Genomic DNA, 18022 nt, shown 5'->3' on the forward strand with positions numbered 1-18022 from the left:
TCGAGTTCGTCTTCCCATCCCGGCATGGTCAGCCCTCCAAGAGCCGACCACCCATGAATCATTGAAAAGTCGATTCGGGAATCCTATAAAACGCGACCAAATCAACAATCTGCCAAAGTAGTGCTAGTGAACGGATCTAATGAGCCGTACTCAAAAGAAGTTTCCGACATGTCGACGTACAAGGTTGCGCCGGCAGTCAGTAAGTTAATCCCCGCGCAGGGCTGCCGCGCAGAGTAAAACGTTCTCATCGACAGGTGATGAGCTATGATCTCTGCATCAATCGCTCGCGATGTACCCAAAAAATCGACGAAATCCCAGGATAGTGTAACCGTTCGGGTGCGTTCCTCCACGTGGAAGTAGATCGGCAGGCTGCCGATATGGCCAGCTCGTACCTGCAGGCGCGGACCTCGGCGGGCGGCCTCGATCACGACAAAATCGAGCGGCCAGTGCATGCATTGTTGGTAGCGCTGACGAAGCTGATCCGCAGAAGCGTTAGCTGTGGCGATGGGGTTGGTGCCGAACTCGTCTGCTACTCGTTGACGCTCCCGTATGACGAAGAACCATTGGTCGGAGTTCTTTAGCAACAAGCTCTCAAGGCTCTTATGCTGGAATGGCCGGATGTAGCTTTCACCAATTGCTATTGAGCAGTCTCTGACGGCAGGATCGAAGGTTTTCAGATCACCTATTCTCAGAGTAGCCTTGAGCATTGTTCTTGATACAAACTCGAGCCGCCCCTCGCGTGAGGGGCGGCAACAGAGCGTGAAGAATAATGCAATCAATCTTAAAGCCAGCCCTCCGTGGCACTATCGTTAGGTAGAGGTTCCTTTGGTGTCTTAATAGTAGGGGGCGGCAGAACCGGTAGAGGAAGTTCAGTTGCATCGGACGCGGGCCGTTTGCGTGTGTCTGCAGTTGCACACTTCATGTCGTGTTACTTACGGAGCGGGTTCTTGTCGTCTCGGCATCCTATGCTTCAGTAAGAAGCCGGATAGTGTGGCGCGTCAGTTGTCGGCCACAACACGACGTATTTCATGTGAGACGCCGGGCGACAACCTACCAAGACTGGCGGGGTTGCATGACAGCGCTGGACAGAGCTCATTTGAAGCCCACTGGCGGTTAGCGATAGCAAATTTCGGTGAGCCAGCCATCGAGCATCTTTACGCGAGTTCGTTTGAAATCTAGACCGTGCGACAAGGCCATGCCGCTCTCTGCGCAAAGCAAAGCGCGCCGTTCCCTCGATGTGTCGCAGATATGTCAAAGTACACAGCGTTGTCGCCGATTTCCGAAATCTTGCATGCGTACTGGCGGTCCGATCGGTGCCTGCTTCTCGTCGTTGCCACGGTGGTGCTGATCTCAAGCGTGAGCAGCGTCGTAGCCCCCTATGTATTTTCGTCTCTGATTGATCGTCTGCCGCGGAGTGAAGGCGCGTCGGTGCTCGCCTGGGGACTCGCTGGCTATGCGGTCCTGCTTGGCATTGCTTCCGCATTTCAGCGTATGCTGCAGTATCTTTCCTTTATGACAGCAGAAAACCTAGGCTTCATCGCTGCAACTCGCTTTTTCGATCGAATCCTGAGAAAAACCGCAGCCTTTTTCCTTGAGCACAATCCCGTGGAAATACAGAGTGCGGCCGCGCGCGGCCGCAGCGCGTTGATCACGATGGTCCAGCTTGGAACTACGATCTTCTTCCCTGCTGCAACGCAGCTTTTGCTTACGATCGCTACTCTAGGTGCGCTTGTCAATATTCAGATCGCCGCAATCGTCGTCGCCTATGGGGCTGCCGCGATTACATTGACCTGGAGTTCGACGCGTCGGGCGCGCGTATTTCTGGACCGGGCCGTCGACGCCGGACAAGAGAATGCGCGTTTCGTCGGCAATGTCATGAATGCCATGGACACGTTGCGCCATTTTGGCAGTCATGCCTGGATGAGCCAGCGCTTTACGGTGAAAGCGCGGGAGGTGCGGGATAACTGTCGAGCCTACGTGCTTCAACGACTGCCCTACATCGCCGTGCTCGGCTTAGCCGTCGCGCTACAATTTGCCGTCACTCTTCTCCTTCTGGTTCCTGACTACCAGGCTGGCATGGTCACGATCGGCGACATTGTGCTGTTCAACACGCTTATACTCCAACTCAGTATGCCCTTCGAGATGGTCGCGCGCGCGATCTCGGACGCATCGAGGTCGCGCGCCGACCTCATTCCTCTCACCAGACTGTGGGGCGCACCAGAAGAGCGGCGAACGTCCCATACTCATGATTTCACGCCCTCCGCCGGCCAACTATCTTTCGAGGACGTTGGTTATGCCTACGAAAATGGTCGTGGCGTTACGAACGTCTCGTTTTTGGCTGGACGCGGCGGGATTACCTTTTTGGTCGGCGAAACGGGATCGGGGAAGTCGACAATCTTTAGGCTCGTCCTGAAATCAATCGAGCCAGACTGCGGCCGTATTCTGGTCGATGGAACCGATATCACGGGTATCGATCGCACGCATTGGTATGCTGCAGTTGCTGTCGTGCCGCAGGACGTGATGTTGCTCAATGAGTCGCTGGCCGACAACATTCTGCTAGGTCGGCCCCGCGATCAGGTGCGCCTTCGTGCCGCGTCGGAAAAAGCCGCTATTCTTTCTTTCATCGAGACGCAGCCGGAAGGATTTGAAACAACCGTTGGAGAACGCGGTTTGAAGCTTTCAGGCGGGGAGCGCCAGCGTATTGCTATTGCCCGTGCGCTCTATGGCGAGCCCGCGATCCTTCTTCTCGACGAGGCCAGCTCCGCCCTTGACGAGCGAACCGAGCGCGACATCATGGACCATATTCGTAGCCTAGCGGAAGATGTGACCGTGCTGGCGATTACGCATCGCAGAGGCGTCATCTCTACAACCGACGTCGTGGTCGATCTGACCCCCTGCGCTTGTCAGACATAGGCAAGGCGGATGCTCGGCCCGCGCGTCTGCCGGTCTAAGAATGCCGGTTACGGAATGTCTGCAAGTGAGACGAACCAAGCCATTGCCAACCCGGCCAGCGAATCTGGTGGCCAAAGCTGGACAGAACGGGACGTTCGAGCCGTCACGTCGTCTCGGGAATTCCCATCGCGACTCGCGGTACGGTGGTCGCCACTACCGGATCCAGTAGGTTTGTAGTTCCCCGGTACGAGTTACTGGTAAGTCAGTTTTGACAGCACGTCTCGCGTACCAAGGTGTGCGCCGGACCAGGAAAACCCGATGCAGCTGATCGCTCTGTACCGTTCTTCTCTTGCACTGATTCTGTTTGCCTGCGTAATGGGGAACGCGGAAGCCGACGATCTGCCGCGGCCGGCCCAGGTCACGATGCCGTCCGGCCAAAAGACTGATGGCGGCCAAACGCCGAGTATGCCGTCTGCTGCTGAGCCGCATCGCCTGCCGCCGGACTGCAGCACCAGGCATACGCTTGAGCTCCCTGGACGGACGCTTGCTTTCGTCGCGACCGCCGGCTCCATCCGCCTGTTCGACGACAAGGGCGAGCCGCAGGCTGACATTGTCTATACCTCCTATCAGCTCGACGGCACCGCTCGCGGCATGCGCCCGGTAACATTCTTTTTCAACGGCGGACCGGGCTCATCATCGGCCTGGCTGCAGCTCGGCAATGCGGGACCGTGGCGGCTGCCGATCAATGCTGACGAGGTCACGCCATCGACATTTCCGGAGGCGAGGCCAAACGCGGAAACGTGGCTCGATTTCACCGATCTGGTGTTTCTCGACCCGGTAGGCACCGGCTACAGCCGTTTCGTGGGGACCAGCGATGACGCGCGCAAGCGGTTCTTCTCCGTTGAGGGCGACGTCAACTCGCTCGCGCTGGTGGTCCGCCGTTGGCTCGAAAAGCATGACCGGCTGTTGTCGCCGAAATACATCGTAGGTGAAAGCTATGGAGGCATTCGCGGGCCAAAGGTGGTGCACGAGTTGCAGATGCGGCAGGGCATAGGCGTCAAGGGCCTGATCATGGTCTCGCCAAGATTCGACTCCAGCCAGTTTGCCCGCACGAGCGTGCTGCAATACGTCGCAAGACTGCCGAGCTATGTCGCTACCCTGCGTGAAGCAGAGGGTCCGGTAAAGCGAGCCGATCTCGCCGATGTGGAAGCTTATGCACGCGGCGAGTATCTGGTAGACCTCATCAAGGGCCAGGCGGACAAGGAAGCAACTATGCGTCTGGCCGACAAGGCTGCCGCGCTCACCGGCATCGACCAAGCGGTCAGCCGCCGGCTCGCGGGTCGCTTCGACCTAGCCGAATTCCGCCGTGAATTCGATCGTAAGAACGGAAAGCTAATCGGCAATTATGACGCCTCGGTGCATGGCATAGATCCATATCCGGAGTCGGATCTTCACCTCTCCGGGGATCCCTCGAGCGATACACTGCTGGCGCCTCTGACCAGTGCCACTGTCGATCTCCTGACTCGCAAGCTTAACTGGCGGCCCGACGGCTCCTATGAGCTATCCAACCGCACCGTCGTCCAGGCTTGGGACTTCGGCCGCAGCCCTCCCGAGTCGCTCTCGGAGCTACGCCAAATCCTGGCAACGGATCGGAAGATGAAATTGCTCGTCGGACACGGCCTGTTTGACCTCGTCACGCCGTATTTCGAAACACAAATCCTGCTCGATCAGTTGCCGCCATTTGCCTCGGCTCCGCGCGTCAAACTTGTCGTTTTTCCCGGCGGCCACATGTTCTATTCGCGGGACAATTCGCGTCAAGCTTTTCGCACAGAGGTCGAAGAGATGATGAAGTAGTGCCGGCGACGAACTTGATGACAAGCGAGCTCCGGCACGCGCAGTCACATTCTCTCAACGGAAATCCAAGTCCGCTCGCGGCAAACTTCGTCGCCTGCGCGCTGATCCATGCCGCTCTTGCCGAGCCTCAATCCTGTTGCTTTGCGCAGCGCGATTGCGTTCACGATGGAACGCCTTGGCACTGCTACGGGATTCCATTCGGCAGCTATCATTTCGAGCTGGGCGCGGATCTCCCCATATCGGCCTCGTTCCACTCATCATCGGACCGTTCTGGTTCGGGCTGGCTATCCTTCGTGGACAGTGAGGTTGATCCTACGCGATGGCGCCGATCATCAGCTCGATCAGCCTTTCAACTGATCGCTCTGCCAGTCGTCGCCGAGTTCGTCGTGAGCCAATTGGACAAATTGACCATCGCGCTCGCGGAAAAGTTCGGGCCCGGGGTTTTGTTTTGGCGCCGTCAAGTGACCGGGATGGCTAACGGGACCCCCCCCGGGGGGGGGCCGGGACTCCGGCCGACACGGCCTGCGAGCTTGCTCCAAGCAGGATCGGACATGAGGCGCACTTCTGTCCCTGTACGTTCTTAGACGACGCCCAGCCCGATATTCTCGGCAAATGCCTTCGTTGAAGAAAAATTCGGCTGCTGTGCGAGCAATGCGAAATGCCCAGTTTAGGCGGCGGCCTTATTGGCTTGTCAGATGCGGTGCAAGCTGGCTTCAACGCTTCCGCGTCGTGAGGATTCGAGCCATGAAGAAAATTCTCGATCTGGCGTCATTCACCGAGCATCGCTCCAGGGCGAGATGAGAACCGTTTTGCACAACACTTTCTTACACCACGACGGCACCGTGTCGTAAATACACTACTAGGCGTCGCCATTGATATCTGGTCGGCTTGAGTGCGGCGGGTTCGCAGATGAGGCCAATGCGGATTTTACGACGCGTCCTGCCTTCAGGCGTCCTGGCGAATCCTGCTGTATGCGAATGCGAACTCGTCCGTGCAGTCAAGCTAGCGTCGTGAGCATTGCAGCGATAGCAGCTGTAAAGTCCTATCTTTTCGGGGCGGTCTCGGTGCAGAGCTTAGATGGTTTGTGCCATTCAGTTTTCTTCTTCATTGGCTGGCCGAGCCTCCAGGTCCTTCGGGGGGAGATTTTTCAGCAGGCCGCGCTTTCTTGTGCCGCTTTTTGGCGCTCGGGGATTTTGGCGGCTCGCTGGATCCGGACACATCTTCTTTTGCTTGCGCTGCTTGGCGTCCCTCGGGACCTCGGCGCCGCATGATGCCGATGAGGCCGACAAGCACCAGCGCGAGGCCGACAGCGATCACGAGAATCGGGACTGCGTTTGCCCAATCGAGGCTCAAGGATTTGACCCTTACTAGATTGCGGGCGCCAACCGAGCACCAGGACAACGAAGCACTAAACTTGGTCGTTGCCCCGAGTATTCGTCAGGCTCTCTATGTGTTCAGCCTGTTCCCTTGTCAGTTCTCGTCCAGGCGGCTGTCCTTTATCAAAGCTGGTCCCTTGCGTTCTCGATCATAAACCATCCAGCCAGAGCTCCCCATTCGAACGATAAATCTGGCCTGCGCAGGCGTTCCAATTCACTGGTTCTCTCTATAAGCCTTGCAACCGATCAATTAGGCTCGCCATCGGCATGCAAGTCAATTGTACTATGTGAATCTGCTCATCGGATTGAGCGAGCAGTCTCGCGAGACGTTGGTTGCATCCATCATTCCTTGAAATTCCAAGCCAGTTTGAATGTCCTGCCGATCGATCCAATGAACAAGAATGGTCAAAGGACTTTGATTGCACGTGGCGTTCTCGGTCGATGCGGCACGAGCCGCGCGGGCTATCTATGAACTCACCAGCCATAGCGACGAAGAGGCCCAGAAGTGGGCCGAGGGGTATTTAGATGCCCGCCATGTCCCCGAGACCAGGATCGACCATAGGTGATCGGCAGCCTGAAGCGTGGCTAGGTGGCCGGTCGATTGCCCTGCTACCGTCACGCCTTACCCCGTCTGGACTGAAAGCGGCCGCCCTCGCGAATGCCCTCGAGCTCCTTTTGCTGGAAGCTCTTGGAAGGACATGCGATGCGATTAGGAGGTGAGCCGGAACCGAGTTTTGGCTAGCTGCCGTGGCTAGCCGCGGGCCGTAACCTCTGATCACACGATCCTATCAATGAACCAGGCACAGGGCAGGCGTCGAGACATGTAACCGAAGATTCTCGGCGAAATCTACCTTACCAGCACCATCTTTGAGCGCGCTGAGAATCGCGTTTCGAACCTAGGCTTTGGTACTTCGGACAGGCCGGACGTCCTTGCTTCTCAGCTCCGGGCACTCCGTCGATCGCGTCGTGTTCACCGCTGCGAGCGCCCGACAGTCTGATGAAGCCAATGACCATCGACGCAATCCCGGGTGCTTGCTCTCGGGGCCATCTGTGCCGTCCGTGCTCTCGATGGCCCGCGCGAACGACCACGTCAAAGGCGGAGACCTGCATTCTTGCTGACCGGCGCGAGCGCGCGACATCAGGTGGAAGAGACCCGCAACCAAATTGTCCAGCGCTGTGCTATGACCGACTTTACCTGAGCGCAGCGTTCCGAATCTTGAGCGGCACAGTCTCGGGAATCATGAGCATGGCACAGAGCCCGGCCGCGCTCGCGACAAGCATGTACCAGGCCGGCGCCAGCGCGCTCCCGGTCAGGTGGATCAGCCAGGTGACGATGGGTTGAGCTGTACCTCCGAAGATCGCTATGGCGAAAGCGTAGATCGTCGCGAAGGCGCCGCCACGAATGTTCTTGGGCAAACCCTCGGCCATGCTCACATAGAAGGCGCTATATGGAATCGTTCCGATCAGGGTGAGCGCGCCGAGGCCTCCGAGAAGTGCGAGAGCACTGCGGCTCTCCGAGATCCAGAAGAACACTGGATAGGTCATCAGCAACGCAGCGATCTGCGGCCAAATCATGATGTGCCGGCGGCCCGCGCGGTCTGCTAGCCAGCCGCCCAGCAGTGCGGCGGCAATTCCTACCGTATTACTGATGAGTGTGGCAGCAAAGGCGAGAGGCGCGGAAACCTGCAAGGTGTTCAACGCATAAGTCGTCATATATCCCGTGACGTAGGTGATGATCGTGCAACTGGCCAAAATGACAAATCCCAGGCCCATGATGCGGCGGGCGGCAGGCTGCCTCCTTGCGGGCTGAACGCCGGGAGCCGGCGCGTCGGACCGGTGCAACGTTTCGGGCAGGGCGCTCCGCAACCAGAGCCCGAACGGCACCGCAGCGGCGCCGAGAAAAAGCGCGATCCGCCATCCGTAAGCACTGAGTGCCTCGCTTGTCAGGGTAAGCGAGAGTATTTCTCCCACGAGCGCCCCGGCCGTCGCAGCAATCTGTTGGCTGGCAGGCTGGAACGAGACCGCAAGGCCGCGCCGTTCGGCCGGGGCCGCTTCCATCAAATAGGCGGTCGTCGGACCAACTTCGCCGCCCAGTGCGAAGCCCTGCACCAAACGTGCGAAAATGACCAGTAGCGGAGCGGCAATTCCGATTGTCTCGTACGAAGGCGTGACCGCCAACACAAGGATCGCGGCGCTCATCATTGCAAAGCTCGCGGTCATGGCGGGCCGGCGGCCGGCCCGATCCGAGTACGAGCCGAGCACGATGGCCCCGATCGGTCTGGTCACAAAACCAGCGCCGAAGGTTGCGAGCGACAGCATGAGGCTGGCGAACGGGTCGCTTGCCGGGAAGAACGCCTGACCGATCTGGATAGCGAAAAAGCTATAGGTCCCGAAGTCGTAAAATTCGACAATATTGCCGATCGTTGCGCCCAACACGGCGCGGCCGGTCAAGCGTTGGTCTGTCGCAACGAGGACCGGCTCCAGCTTCTTCCGAGTAAATTGCCTGGCCATCCTCGATCCGTCTCGAGCGCGATCTCTGACCCGAACATTTGGACCGGCCAAGCCGCGCCCGTTGCATTCCACGTTCTCTACACGTCGTCTAGCTTGAGGTGGCCGGCCACGCGCCCTGGTGCTCCACATGTGCCTGACGCAGGTTCAGGGCGTTGAGTGCAATAAAAATGCCTGTCTGCTGCAGCTCCTATCAAATCTTGAACTGATCGCGGCAATCACCAGCGAACATGAATAAAGGAACGCGCTGCAATTTGTCGGGCGAGCCCGTCGTTGTGCTTCCGTGCAATGGCGCGTTTGCGACAACATTGGCGGGCACCGAACAGGCAGTGCCCGCTTTTCATACCGCGTGTTGCTGCGTTCGGCGGGTTGCGCACGGCGGACGCATCAAGCGATTTGGCCCGGCTTTTGCTCTGCTGCTTGTTAGTTGCGCGCAGTCGCCGCCTTGTCGGGATTGGTCCGCTGCAGAATGCAGGATCTTCGTGCGATCAAAAGACAATAGGGGGTCGCATTGTTGACGGTACCGTGAATTCGATCGACATCGCCGCGGCGCGGCAGGCATCAAGCGGTCATATTCGGTCAGGCGAGCCGCGTCTCGGCGGGACGCAAATGGAAAGCGTGACTCGCCAGAGTTTGAACTCCAGGAAGTTGAAATCAAGTCACCAGCTATGGGGACCCACCTCCATGAGTGGACTTGGTTTCATCGAGGCCAACCCAGGGAAATAGCCTTCCTTTCGTATTGACGTGCTGCCGTCAGGTTATGGCCGCGAAGGTGCGCGGCCGATGTCTGACCAATACGGCCGCGCTTCGCTCGCGCATCTGCATACACGGGCGGGCGAAGCTGGATGGCAAAGCACGCCCGCAGTCAATGCCTCGAATAGAAAGTGTAGTATGAAGACGAAGACAGTTACGACCATCATACTTGCGGTTAACGCGTTGCTGAGTTCGCCCAGTAGGGCCGTTGAAATTTACGATGTCAGCGATTCGAACGGTCTGCCCTTCATGCGGGCTCGGATATTCGGTATCGGCGATGGCCCTTATTGGGGAGAAGGTGACAGCCGGCAGCGTTCGCTGCGGAATTTGCCGCAATGGGAAGTAGATCATTCGCTTGCGGCGATTCGGCATTGGGCCGAGATCATCAACGTCATACCGGGGCAGTCGCCGGCCCTCGTCAACATCGGTGGAATTCGCGCTAACACCGCATATGCCAATTTCGATACGTCCCCCGGTAGCGGCACCAAAGTGCAGGCGGCACTCACGGGTCAGGATCCGGGCGAGCTGCAATACGGCGCGCATGCCATGGTTACAATCGGCCAGATGGGGTTTTCATCTGAAGCATACATCCCTTCGCAATTGCCGATGACTCCAAAGATCGGTCTTACACCGGTAATGATCCATGAGCTCGGCCATGATCTCGGAATCGGCAGTACTATCGACTATGAACCATCCCCGGATTTCCCTGGGCCGCTATCAACGAATTTCCCGGAAAAGATAAATGCCTGGACAGAGCATTTGTACGACGACAATGGCAAACAAGCCAAGCCTGGACAGACGATCTATTGCGCCGTGTGCGCGAACCCGCGAGCTGACGACGTTTTTGACCTGCGTCACGATCAGGGGTATTTCGTCGGCAAGCATGTGAGTGAAGTGCTCGCCGGCGCAATGCCAGGCGTTCCGGTGCGAGTAATGGACGAGCATGGTCAACGCCGCGATGTACCCTTCGCCTCGCACATCGAGCTTAAGAACAGCCTGATGAGCCATCAGGGGTACCGTAACTACACCTCTTTGATGGAGGCGGAGATCGCTGCCTTGCAGGATATCGGCTACAGCATCGATCGGCGCAAATTCTTCGGTTATTCAATCTACGGAAACGGCCAGAATCTCGTAAACGACAATCCCTTCTTCGCTCGTAACGCTGACGGCACCGTCTATCTGCCAAATACATACAACAGGGCCACGCTTGGACTTGGGCTGCACGTCTATGGCAGCGGCAATACTGTGGTCCAGCATGCCGACCTGCTTTCGGAGGGAGCAGGGGGCGCTGGCATCCGCGTCGATGGCGAAAACAATCAGATCATAATTCCGCCTGGGACCCGCGTATACGCCGACGGCGCCTATGGGCGCGGCGTCATGTTCGCTTATGGCAAGGATCATACGTTTACTCAGCGTGGAAACGTGCAGGCTCTCGGCGAGCATGGCATCGCAGCAAGTGTCGACTTTGGCAACAACGCGATGGGCAATGACTATGAATATCGTGGATCGTACATTCGCACGATTGGCAATAACGCGGCGCCGATGCTGAACGAAATCGAGGGTCCCCTCGTCAGCAAGTTCGATCTGACCGGGCGCCTGGCTGGCAGTCATGCAGCGATGTACATGTCGAACAACGGTTATGTTGGCGAGATCAATGTCATGCGTGGCGCAATGCTGTCAGGGGACATCCTGTCTGACTACGCCCAGCTTGACGAGAACGGTACTCTGCGCCTGACCAAATTGACATTCGGTATGACGCCTGATGCGAACGGTCACTCAACGCAGGAGCCCGACCAAAGCTTTGCGACCCGTTATGAAGGGAATATCCTTGGACGCAACCTGTCGCTGCAGTTGTCAGGCGGCGTCACGTTGTTGACCGGCAATCACGACGTGTATGACGCAACTGTCGCGCAGGGCGCAACCTTGTCCGGCAATGGCAGTTATCTGCTCAGTACCGATGGCCGCTTCACCAATAGCGGTGCTGTCGCGCCGCTTATCGGTCGCCTTGACAACAGCATAACGGTGAATGGCGACTATCTGCAGACCTCGACCGGTCACTTGCAAGTCGCGGTGAATGATAGCGGTGCGTTCAGTCGTCTGGTGGTGAACGGCAATGCGACGCTCGACGGCACGCTCACGATCACCCCGCAGCGCGGCTGGTATGGCAGCGGCTTCAGCTTCTCCTCCAACCAGTGGCTGAATGCAGCAAAACTCACGGGCTCGTTTACGAACGTGACGACGTCGCTCCAGTCACCAACCTTGCTGGCGAGTGCTGCAGCCGAGGGCGGCAACACCTATGCGTTGACGCTCTCCCGCCCATCCGATGCTTATTCGCGATATGGGGCCGATGCCAACAGCCGCGAGGTGGGCGCGGCGCTCGATCAAGTCGCCGGCAACGCTGCGTCGGGGCTGCACCCGCTCGTCGCGGCACTAGACTTCTCCTCGCCTGACGGCACGGCGGTGACATCTGCGCTGCGACAGCTCTCGCCCTCCGTCTATGCGTCCGAGCAGGGCAGACGTATCAATGACAGCTTCTATGCGCGATCGGCGGTCTACGACCGCCTGGAACAGGCGTTTGGCGGGGCGCCATCATCAGCGATGGCGTCAATCGGTTATGGGCTTGAGCAGAAAAGGTCGGGTAGCGAGTCTGTCTCTGCCATTGGTGCGATCTCCGCGGCGCCTTCTGATCCGCGGTCCTATGACCTGCAGGGTTATGCCGCGTGGGCTTCTGCCTTTGGCGGATGGACGACCCAATCAGGTGACGGCAATGCCGCAAGCACCAGATCCACCATCAGTGGCTTCATGACAGGTATCGACAGGCCGATATTTGAGGACTGGCGCTTCGGTGTTCTTGCTGGCTATAGCCGCTCCACCTTCAAGGCTGGCGCTGCTTCTTCTTCAGGCCGCGGTGACAATTACACGTTCGGGACCTATGCAGGCACCGAGTGGATCCTGCCGGAAGGAACCCTCGCATTCCGCTCAGGCATTGCCTATACATGGCACGATCTTGAGATGAGCCGCAACGTTCGGTTCCCCGGGTTCAACGACAACTTGATCTCGGATCACGGTGTAGGCACTTCCCAGATCTTTGGAGAACTGGGTTACAAAGTCCATCTCGGCAAGACTTCTTTGATCGAGCCCTATGCCAATCTCGCCCATGTACGCGTCGCGACCGACGGTTTCTACGAAAAGGGATTGAATGGGGCGGCGCTTGATATTCGCGCTGAGACGATGGGTACGACGCTCTCCACGCTTGGCGTCTACGCGACCACCCGTTTTCAACTTGGCCACATTGTCACGACTGCGCGCGCTGATGTTGGCTGGCGTCATGCCCTAGGTGACATTATTCCGCTGTCGACAGCCAGCTTTGCTGCAGGTTCCAGCGCTTTTGCAGCTTCAGGCCTATCCATTGGCAAGGATCTGGCACTCGTGGAATCCGGTCTGGACTTCCAGATTTCGAGCAACAGCACCCTTGGCATCGCCTATCAAGGCCAATTCGGTTCTGGCCTCACCGAGAACGGACTGAATGCCACCTTCAACGTGAAGTTTTGATGCGCATGCTCAATCCATCGTGGCCCGGCGCACGGCGCGGAATGGACAAGTTGGCTTCGATCCAGATCCCGTGGCCAGAAACCTGGCCGACGAGGATGGCCTGCTTGAACGCCGCGCTGGTGAGCGCGATGTCTTTGCCGGCGTATTCGCCATCGCTCCTGATCTTCATCTTATTGACTTGATGTCGGGTCCAGTCCAGATCGGCCTTGGCGAGCCTCCGAATGGCATAGCCCAAGGTCACCAGCTCATCGGGTCGCAAGAGCGTGCTTGCTTGGCCTGCCATAGCGACGGCACAAGGTTTCTGTCGCCCTGCTCAAGCCAATGCAGTCCGAACCGGTCGGCGACAACCTCCAGGTAGCTGTTGAGCTCGTCCTTCTCGGCCGGATCTTGGGCGAGAACATGCTGTCTTTGCGAAAGGTGGTTCGGCACTCCGGGTCTCCGTTGTCAATTGTGGTCCTGCGGGGGCCCTGGTCGTCGCGGGAACGTTCTCTGCAACTGCGCATCATGGCTTTAAGGTGCTTTCATCACGACACGCTCCTCCCACTATCACGGTAAGCGCTCTCACTCGTCCACGGAGCAAATCGTTTGCTCAATGTGATCCTTGACTGCCGAACTTGGCAGGGTGCGGCTACCTGCAGTTTGACATAGTCTGATCGGGCGGCTTGCTCGCAGCCAAACGCTAGGGCAATTCGAGGCCCTGAACTGCTACCTGTGGATCGGCAAGCTCTTTGCGAAAGCAGGGTCTGCATAGACGATTGATGGGCGGGCGCTCGGAACAGCATGGAGCGACGATGCGGATCAACTCCCGCTGAGACTAGGATCTAAGTCAGGCCAAGCGCTTTCAAGACGATATATTTGAGTTCATATCGATCAGCTACGAAGGGAAGATCGACACTTGGTCACGCCGACTTCGCCGCTTGTCATGTGAAGTCCGATGAACGGTGCGGCTACAATCGATGCTAGCAGGCTCCCGAACTGCGATTGGCACAAAAAGTCGTGATCCACCGAAGGCAAGCTCACGCCCGGGTTCTGTAGGTCTTTGCTGAACAGCGGTTGACCGTGGTGCCCGGCTGCCGGGGCTAAGCACGCGTCGCCTCAGTTTACTCTCCTGGCTCTTTCGCAGCAGAGCGCAGTTTGTGGTGACTCAGTCGCCCACGCATCCGGGTCGCATCCAGCGGTGCTGAAGCTGCACGTGGCCGTCGGAAAGCGGACGAGCTTCGCGGACGCAGCGCTCCAATTCTGTTGCGAACGTGACATGGCATTCTTCGAAAACACGGGTCAACCGCCGCCGGCTGTGGCCCGAATTCTGCAAAGCTAGACCTGGCCAGTAGCTCCGGTCCGCCATTGCAGGCTAGCGCCGTCGCAAGCCTTGGAAGTTTGGAGCTACTTGGTCGGCGGCTTCGTCGGCGTTGTGGACCGAAGCTGACCGCGTATCCCTGGAGAGAAGAGTGAATATGCAGTCCTCAATACAAGAGAACGAGGCAATCAAGATTGTTACCCCTGAAGATCGGTCGAAGGTCATCGCGATTCTGACGATAGCCTTTACGACATGTCCGCTACTGAGATGGCTATATCCCGAGCCGGAGCGCTACTTGCGTCATTTCAGTGGCTTCCTTGATTATTATGCCGGCGACCCCTACACGGATCGAAGTGGGGCGTACTTCGAGAGTGGAGACAGAGGCGCACTTCTGTGGTTGACCGATAAGGCTCACCGCGATGACGCACGCATGATGAGGTTCCTGGTTGGCAGCGTTCCGGAGAGCAGACGGACGGAGACCGAACGGTTGTTCGAAGAATTGGGCAAGTATCACCCAAAGGAGCCGCACTGGTATTTTACGATGCTGGGCATCGATCCCATGCACCAGCGGTCTGGCTGGGGAGGGCTTCTCTATCGATACGGGCTCGCCATCTTGGATGAGGCCAAGGGATTAGCCTTTTCAGAAGCTACCAGCTCGAGCTCCGCGCGTCTGTATGAGCGCCTGGGGTGGAAAATCGTGGGTGAGGTTCAGGTCGGCAGTTCGCCGCCGTGCTTCCCAATGCTCCACCATCCTAGTTGAGAGCAAGCCTCGAGGGCGGCGGCCAGGGCAGGCTTTCCTAACGTGAACGAGAACCAGAACAGGTCGCGGGGTCCACTGGACGCCGCAGAGCGCGTAGCATGCTAGAATCTCAGGATTTGGAACGACTGGAAGAACTATTTGCCTCCATGCAAGAGGCGAACGGATGTTTTCTAGGCTACCCGTTTGCGAGGGGCTTTGATTATGAGCTGTTGTGGCGCTTCATGAGCCTCACCGGCAATAACCTCGGTGATCCGTTTGAGACAGGGACCTATCGCGTTAACTCGCATGAGTTCGAATGCGAAGGTTGTCGATTTCTTTGCTCGGCTGTTTCGAGCGCCACCTGGCGAGTTTTGGGGCTACATCACGAACGGGGGGACCGAGGGCAATATCTACGGGCTATATCTCGCTCGTGAACTCTATCCGCAGGCTGTCGCATATTTCTCGCACGATACGCATTATAGCGTGAGCAAAGGGGTTCGTTTGCTCGGCCTGGATCACTGCTTGGTATGTTCGCAGGCGAATGGAGAAATGAGCTATGACGATCTAGCGCAGAAGGCGATCCGCACGCGAAATCGACCGGCTGTGGTCGTCGCCAATATCGGCACCACAATGAAGGAAGCAAAAGACGATACGCTAAGAATTCGTGCGACCCTTCGCGATGTGGGTATCAGCGAGATCTATATCCATTCGGACGCTGCCTTGTGCGGGCCCTACGCACCCCTTCTGGACCCGAAGCCCGCATTCGACTTCGCAGATGGAGCAGACTCTATCACGCTCAGCGGGCATAAGTTTCTTGGCGCGCCGATACCTTGCGGAGTGGTCCTCTCGCGCAAGCCGCACGTTCAACGCATCATGCGCGCAATCGATTATATCGGCAGCTCCGATACGACCTTGAGCGGATCGCGTAATGCGTATACACCAATCATTCTTTGGTATGCGATCCGTAGTCTGGGCATCGAAGGCATCAAACGGACGTTCCACGAATGTGAGCAACTCGCTGCTTCCACGGCCGGCGAGCTCAATGCCTGCGGCGTCAGAGCCTGGCGTAATCCTAATGCGCTCACTGTTGTGTTTCCGCCTGTCGACGAGAGCATTAAGGCCAAATGGCAAATTGCAACCCGGGACGTTAGCCATTTGGTGGTCACGCCAGGCACGACCAAGCGCCAAATCGATGCGCTAGTCGCTGCGATCACCGATACAAGCCGATGATCTTCGCAAAAGCGGTGGGACACTTATAGGCAGGATGCTGCAGTGGTCACTGGGAGCCGAATATGAGGTCGAGCAAATCTCCGATGTCACGGCATACATCGCGATCGATAGCCTCACAATATCTTTTGCGACGGGGAGTTCCAGGAAGAACGTATTGCAAGAATGCCAACCGTGGTGTGGTCTTCTCGATGGGGTCGCTGGTCGACTCAAAACGGCGCCGTTCTTAAATGCCAACTGCTGTCGGAGATCTTGGTTTGAGCAAGGTGAGGCATGCGGATCAGAAGCGTCGCGGAGCTATCAAAAGAGAACGCGCGGCGGGGCGGCGGTGGCAAACCGTGAGGGGGGTAGAAGCGGCGTCGATCGACAAAAGAATCGGCGATGTCATTCGCCGTGTTCGGATCGAGCGTGGGCTTACCCTTGGGGATGTCGGATCGGCAGCAGGTATATCCGTCGCGATGCTCAGTCGCTTCGAAACGGCGCATTCTAGCGCGAGCCCATTGCTTCTTGCACGTATCTGCTCGGCGCTCGGTATTGATCTTTCGACGTTGTTCCGGGAAGTTGAGCGGACGAGGATCGCGCCTGAATTCATCAAGTCCTCCGATAATGTTGAGGTCGTTCGGCGAGGAACAAGGCATGGCTACAGCTATCGTTTGCTGTCCCGTCTTCAACGAAGGAGTTTCGAACCCTTCCTCATCAGTATAGATAAGAGGAGCAAGGCTTATCCGCGATTTCAGCATCAGGGAATGGAATTTGTCTATATGCTGAAAGGAAGGATGAAATATCGATCCGAGAATAGGATCTTACTGGTCGAGCCGGGTGATGCATTGAAGTTTTCCGGACATATTCCCCATGGTCCTGAAAAACTCTTGGACGATCACGTTCAGTTTATCGCGATGATCATCTATGCGGAAGAGTTGCAGGGGGACCGAGGCTCTTCGCCAGTGCATATGTAGAAGTATCGTATCCGGTTCTAAATCCGGAGGCCCATCTGTGTGCTTGTCGAACGGATATAATTGCAGCCGCTACTCAGGGTGTGAGCTGCCGATCGGCTTGGCTGCCAGCGTGCAATTCTGCGAGCTGTGCTGGACGATTCCAAAGTTGGTCCACGGCCGCAAGAAGTTCAGGGAAGTACCTTAGGTCCAGGCGCTCTCACGATTGCCGGGTGCTAAAAACGGAGGGAGCGATTTGCAGACCTCGACGCGAAGCTGCCGCATGTTTGAATGCCGCTCGCGCGAAGGATTATCGAAAAAGGCCCGGAGCTTTTTGAGCTCCGGGCAGTGGAGGGAGGAGCGCCCAACGGGCACCTGCCGCCATTCGCTAGATGTACTTAGCTCGCTGGCGGCGAGCGAATTTGAGGGCCGGTCAAGCTGCGTCAAACGTCTTCTCGACATGTTCGCTTAACCATCTGACCGCCGCAGGATCAAAGGATGACGTCAGCCGACTAACGCATAGGCTTCAATTTCAACCAGTTGCCAGGTGCGCAACATCGACGTGACTTGCACCAGAGTTGAAGCTGGTCGAATGGTACCAAATGCTTCGAGGTGCGCCTTTGCGACTTCATCTGCGTCGGCCATGTCGCGAACGTACACAACCGTGCGCACGACATCGTTGAGCTCCGCTCCGGCCGCCCCGAGCGCCGACGCAATTGTCTTGATCGCGGCTGTTGCCTGGTGATAGGCGCTGTCGTGCTCGAAATCAGCCGGCGCACACGTGCCAGACACGTGAACGTGACCGTTCTTCGCCACTGCTCTCGAATAGCCGAAGACGTTCTCGTAAGCGCCACCCGAAGATATGTTTTTCCGTTTCACATGAGTGGTCATC

At 57.6% G+C, this 18022-nt stretch carries 11 protein-coding genes; 6 read left to right on the forward strand and 5 right to left on the reverse strand.

Features of this window, described 5'->3' with window-relative positions; translation table 11 throughout:
• Positions 1 to 101: 101 nt before the first annotated feature.
• Positions 102 to 779 carry a hypothetical protein gene (locus I6F38_RS16720; RefSeq protein WP_225161108.1) on the reverse strand — a complete coding sequence of 226 codons (678 nt, stop codon included), beginning with the start codon at positions 777 to 779 and terminating at the stop codon, positions 102 to 104.
• Between the two features lie 469 nt (positions 780 to 1248).
• On the opposite strand from I6F38_RS16720, the gene I6F38_RS16725 reads away from it, so the two are divergent.
• Together I6F38_RS16725 and I6F38_RS16730 are read left to right on the forward strand one after the other, a co-directional pair.
• Positions 1249 to 2913, forward strand: coding sequence for an ABC transporter ATP-binding protein (locus I6F38_RS16725; RefSeq protein WP_225161109.1), 1665 nt, complete (start codon positions 1249 to 1251; stop codon positions 2911 to 2913).
• A gap of 297 nt (positions 2914 to 3210) precedes the next feature.
• Positions 3211 to 4746: a peptidase S10 gene (locus I6F38_RS16730; protein WP_225161110.1), complete on the forward strand. Its 1536-nt coding sequence runs from the start codon at positions 3211 to 3213 to the stop codon at positions 4744 to 4746.
• Positions 4747 to 7313: 2567 nt separating this feature from the next.
• Here I6F38_RS16730 and I6F38_RS16735 read toward each other — a convergent pair.
• Entirely contained in the window at positions 7314 to 8633 is a 1320-nt protein-coding gene (locus tag I6F38_RS16735) for an MFS transporter (protein ID WP_225161111.1), read from the reverse strand.
• Positions 8634 to 9521: 888 nt separating this feature from the next.
• Between I6F38_RS16735 and I6F38_RS16740 the strand changes: the two genes are divergently transcribed.
• Entirely contained in the window at positions 9522 to 12935 is a 3414-nt protein-coding gene (locus I6F38_RS16740) for an autotransporter domain-containing protein (RefSeq protein WP_225161112.1), read from the forward strand.
• Here the strand turns inward: I6F38_RS16740 and I6F38_RS16745 are convergent.
• Positions 12919 to 13170 carry a hypothetical protein gene (locus tag I6F38_RS16745; RefSeq protein ID WP_225161113.1) on the reverse strand — a complete coding sequence of 84 codons (252 nt, stop codon included), beginning with the start codon at positions 13168 to 13170 and terminating at the stop codon, positions 12919 to 12921. The genes I6F38_RS16740 and I6F38_RS16745 overlap by 17 nt on opposite strands.
• Positions 13171 to 13172: 2 nt before the next feature.
• On the reverse strand, positions 13173 to 13364 hold the full coding sequence (locus I6F38_RS16750) for a hypothetical protein (protein ID WP_225161114.1): 192 nt from the start codon (positions 13362 to 13364) through the stop codon (positions 13173 to 13175).
• Positions 13365 to 14383: 1019 nt separating this feature from the next.
• On the opposite strand from I6F38_RS16750, the gene I6F38_RS16755 reads away from it, so the two are divergent.
• The 3 genes from I6F38_RS16755 to I6F38_RS16765 all read left to right on the forward strand — a co-directional run bounded on the left by I6F38_RS16755 (position 14384) and on the right by I6F38_RS16765 (position 17154).
• Complete coding sequence (locus I6F38_RS16755) at positions 14384 to 14992, forward strand: GNAT family N-acetyltransferase (RefSeq protein WP_346657114.1); 609 nt, start codon at positions 14384 to 14386, stop codon at positions 14990 to 14992.
• A gap of 285 nt (positions 14993 to 15277) precedes the next feature.
• The gene (locus tag I6F38_RS16760; RefSeq protein ID WP_225161115.1) at positions 15278 to 16201 is read left to right on the forward strand and encodes a histidine decarboxylase; all 924 of its coding nucleotides are present in this window, start codon (positions 15278 to 15280) and stop codon (positions 16199 to 16201) included.
• Between the two features lie 263 nt (positions 16202 to 16464).
• Positions 16465 to 17154, forward strand: coding sequence for an XRE family transcriptional regulator (locus tag I6F38_RS16765; RefSeq protein WP_225161173.1), 690 nt, complete (start codon positions 16465 to 16467; stop codon positions 17152 to 17154).
• Between the two features lie 480 nt (positions 17155 to 17634).
• Here the strand turns inward: I6F38_RS16765 and I6F38_RS16770 are convergent, their stop codons facing one another.
• A complete protein-coding gene (locus I6F38_RS16770; protein ID WP_225161116.1) occupies positions 17635 to 18021 on the reverse strand; it encodes a Rid family hydrolase in 387 nt (128 codons plus the stop codon).
• Between the last annotated feature and the right edge of the window lies 1 nt (position 18022).

It is taken from the genome of Bradyrhizobium sp. BRP56 (assembly GCF_020194035.1).
GTDB lineage: Bacteria > Pseudomonadota > Alphaproteobacteria > Rhizobiales > Xanthobacteraceae > Bradyrhizobium > Bradyrhizobium australafricanum.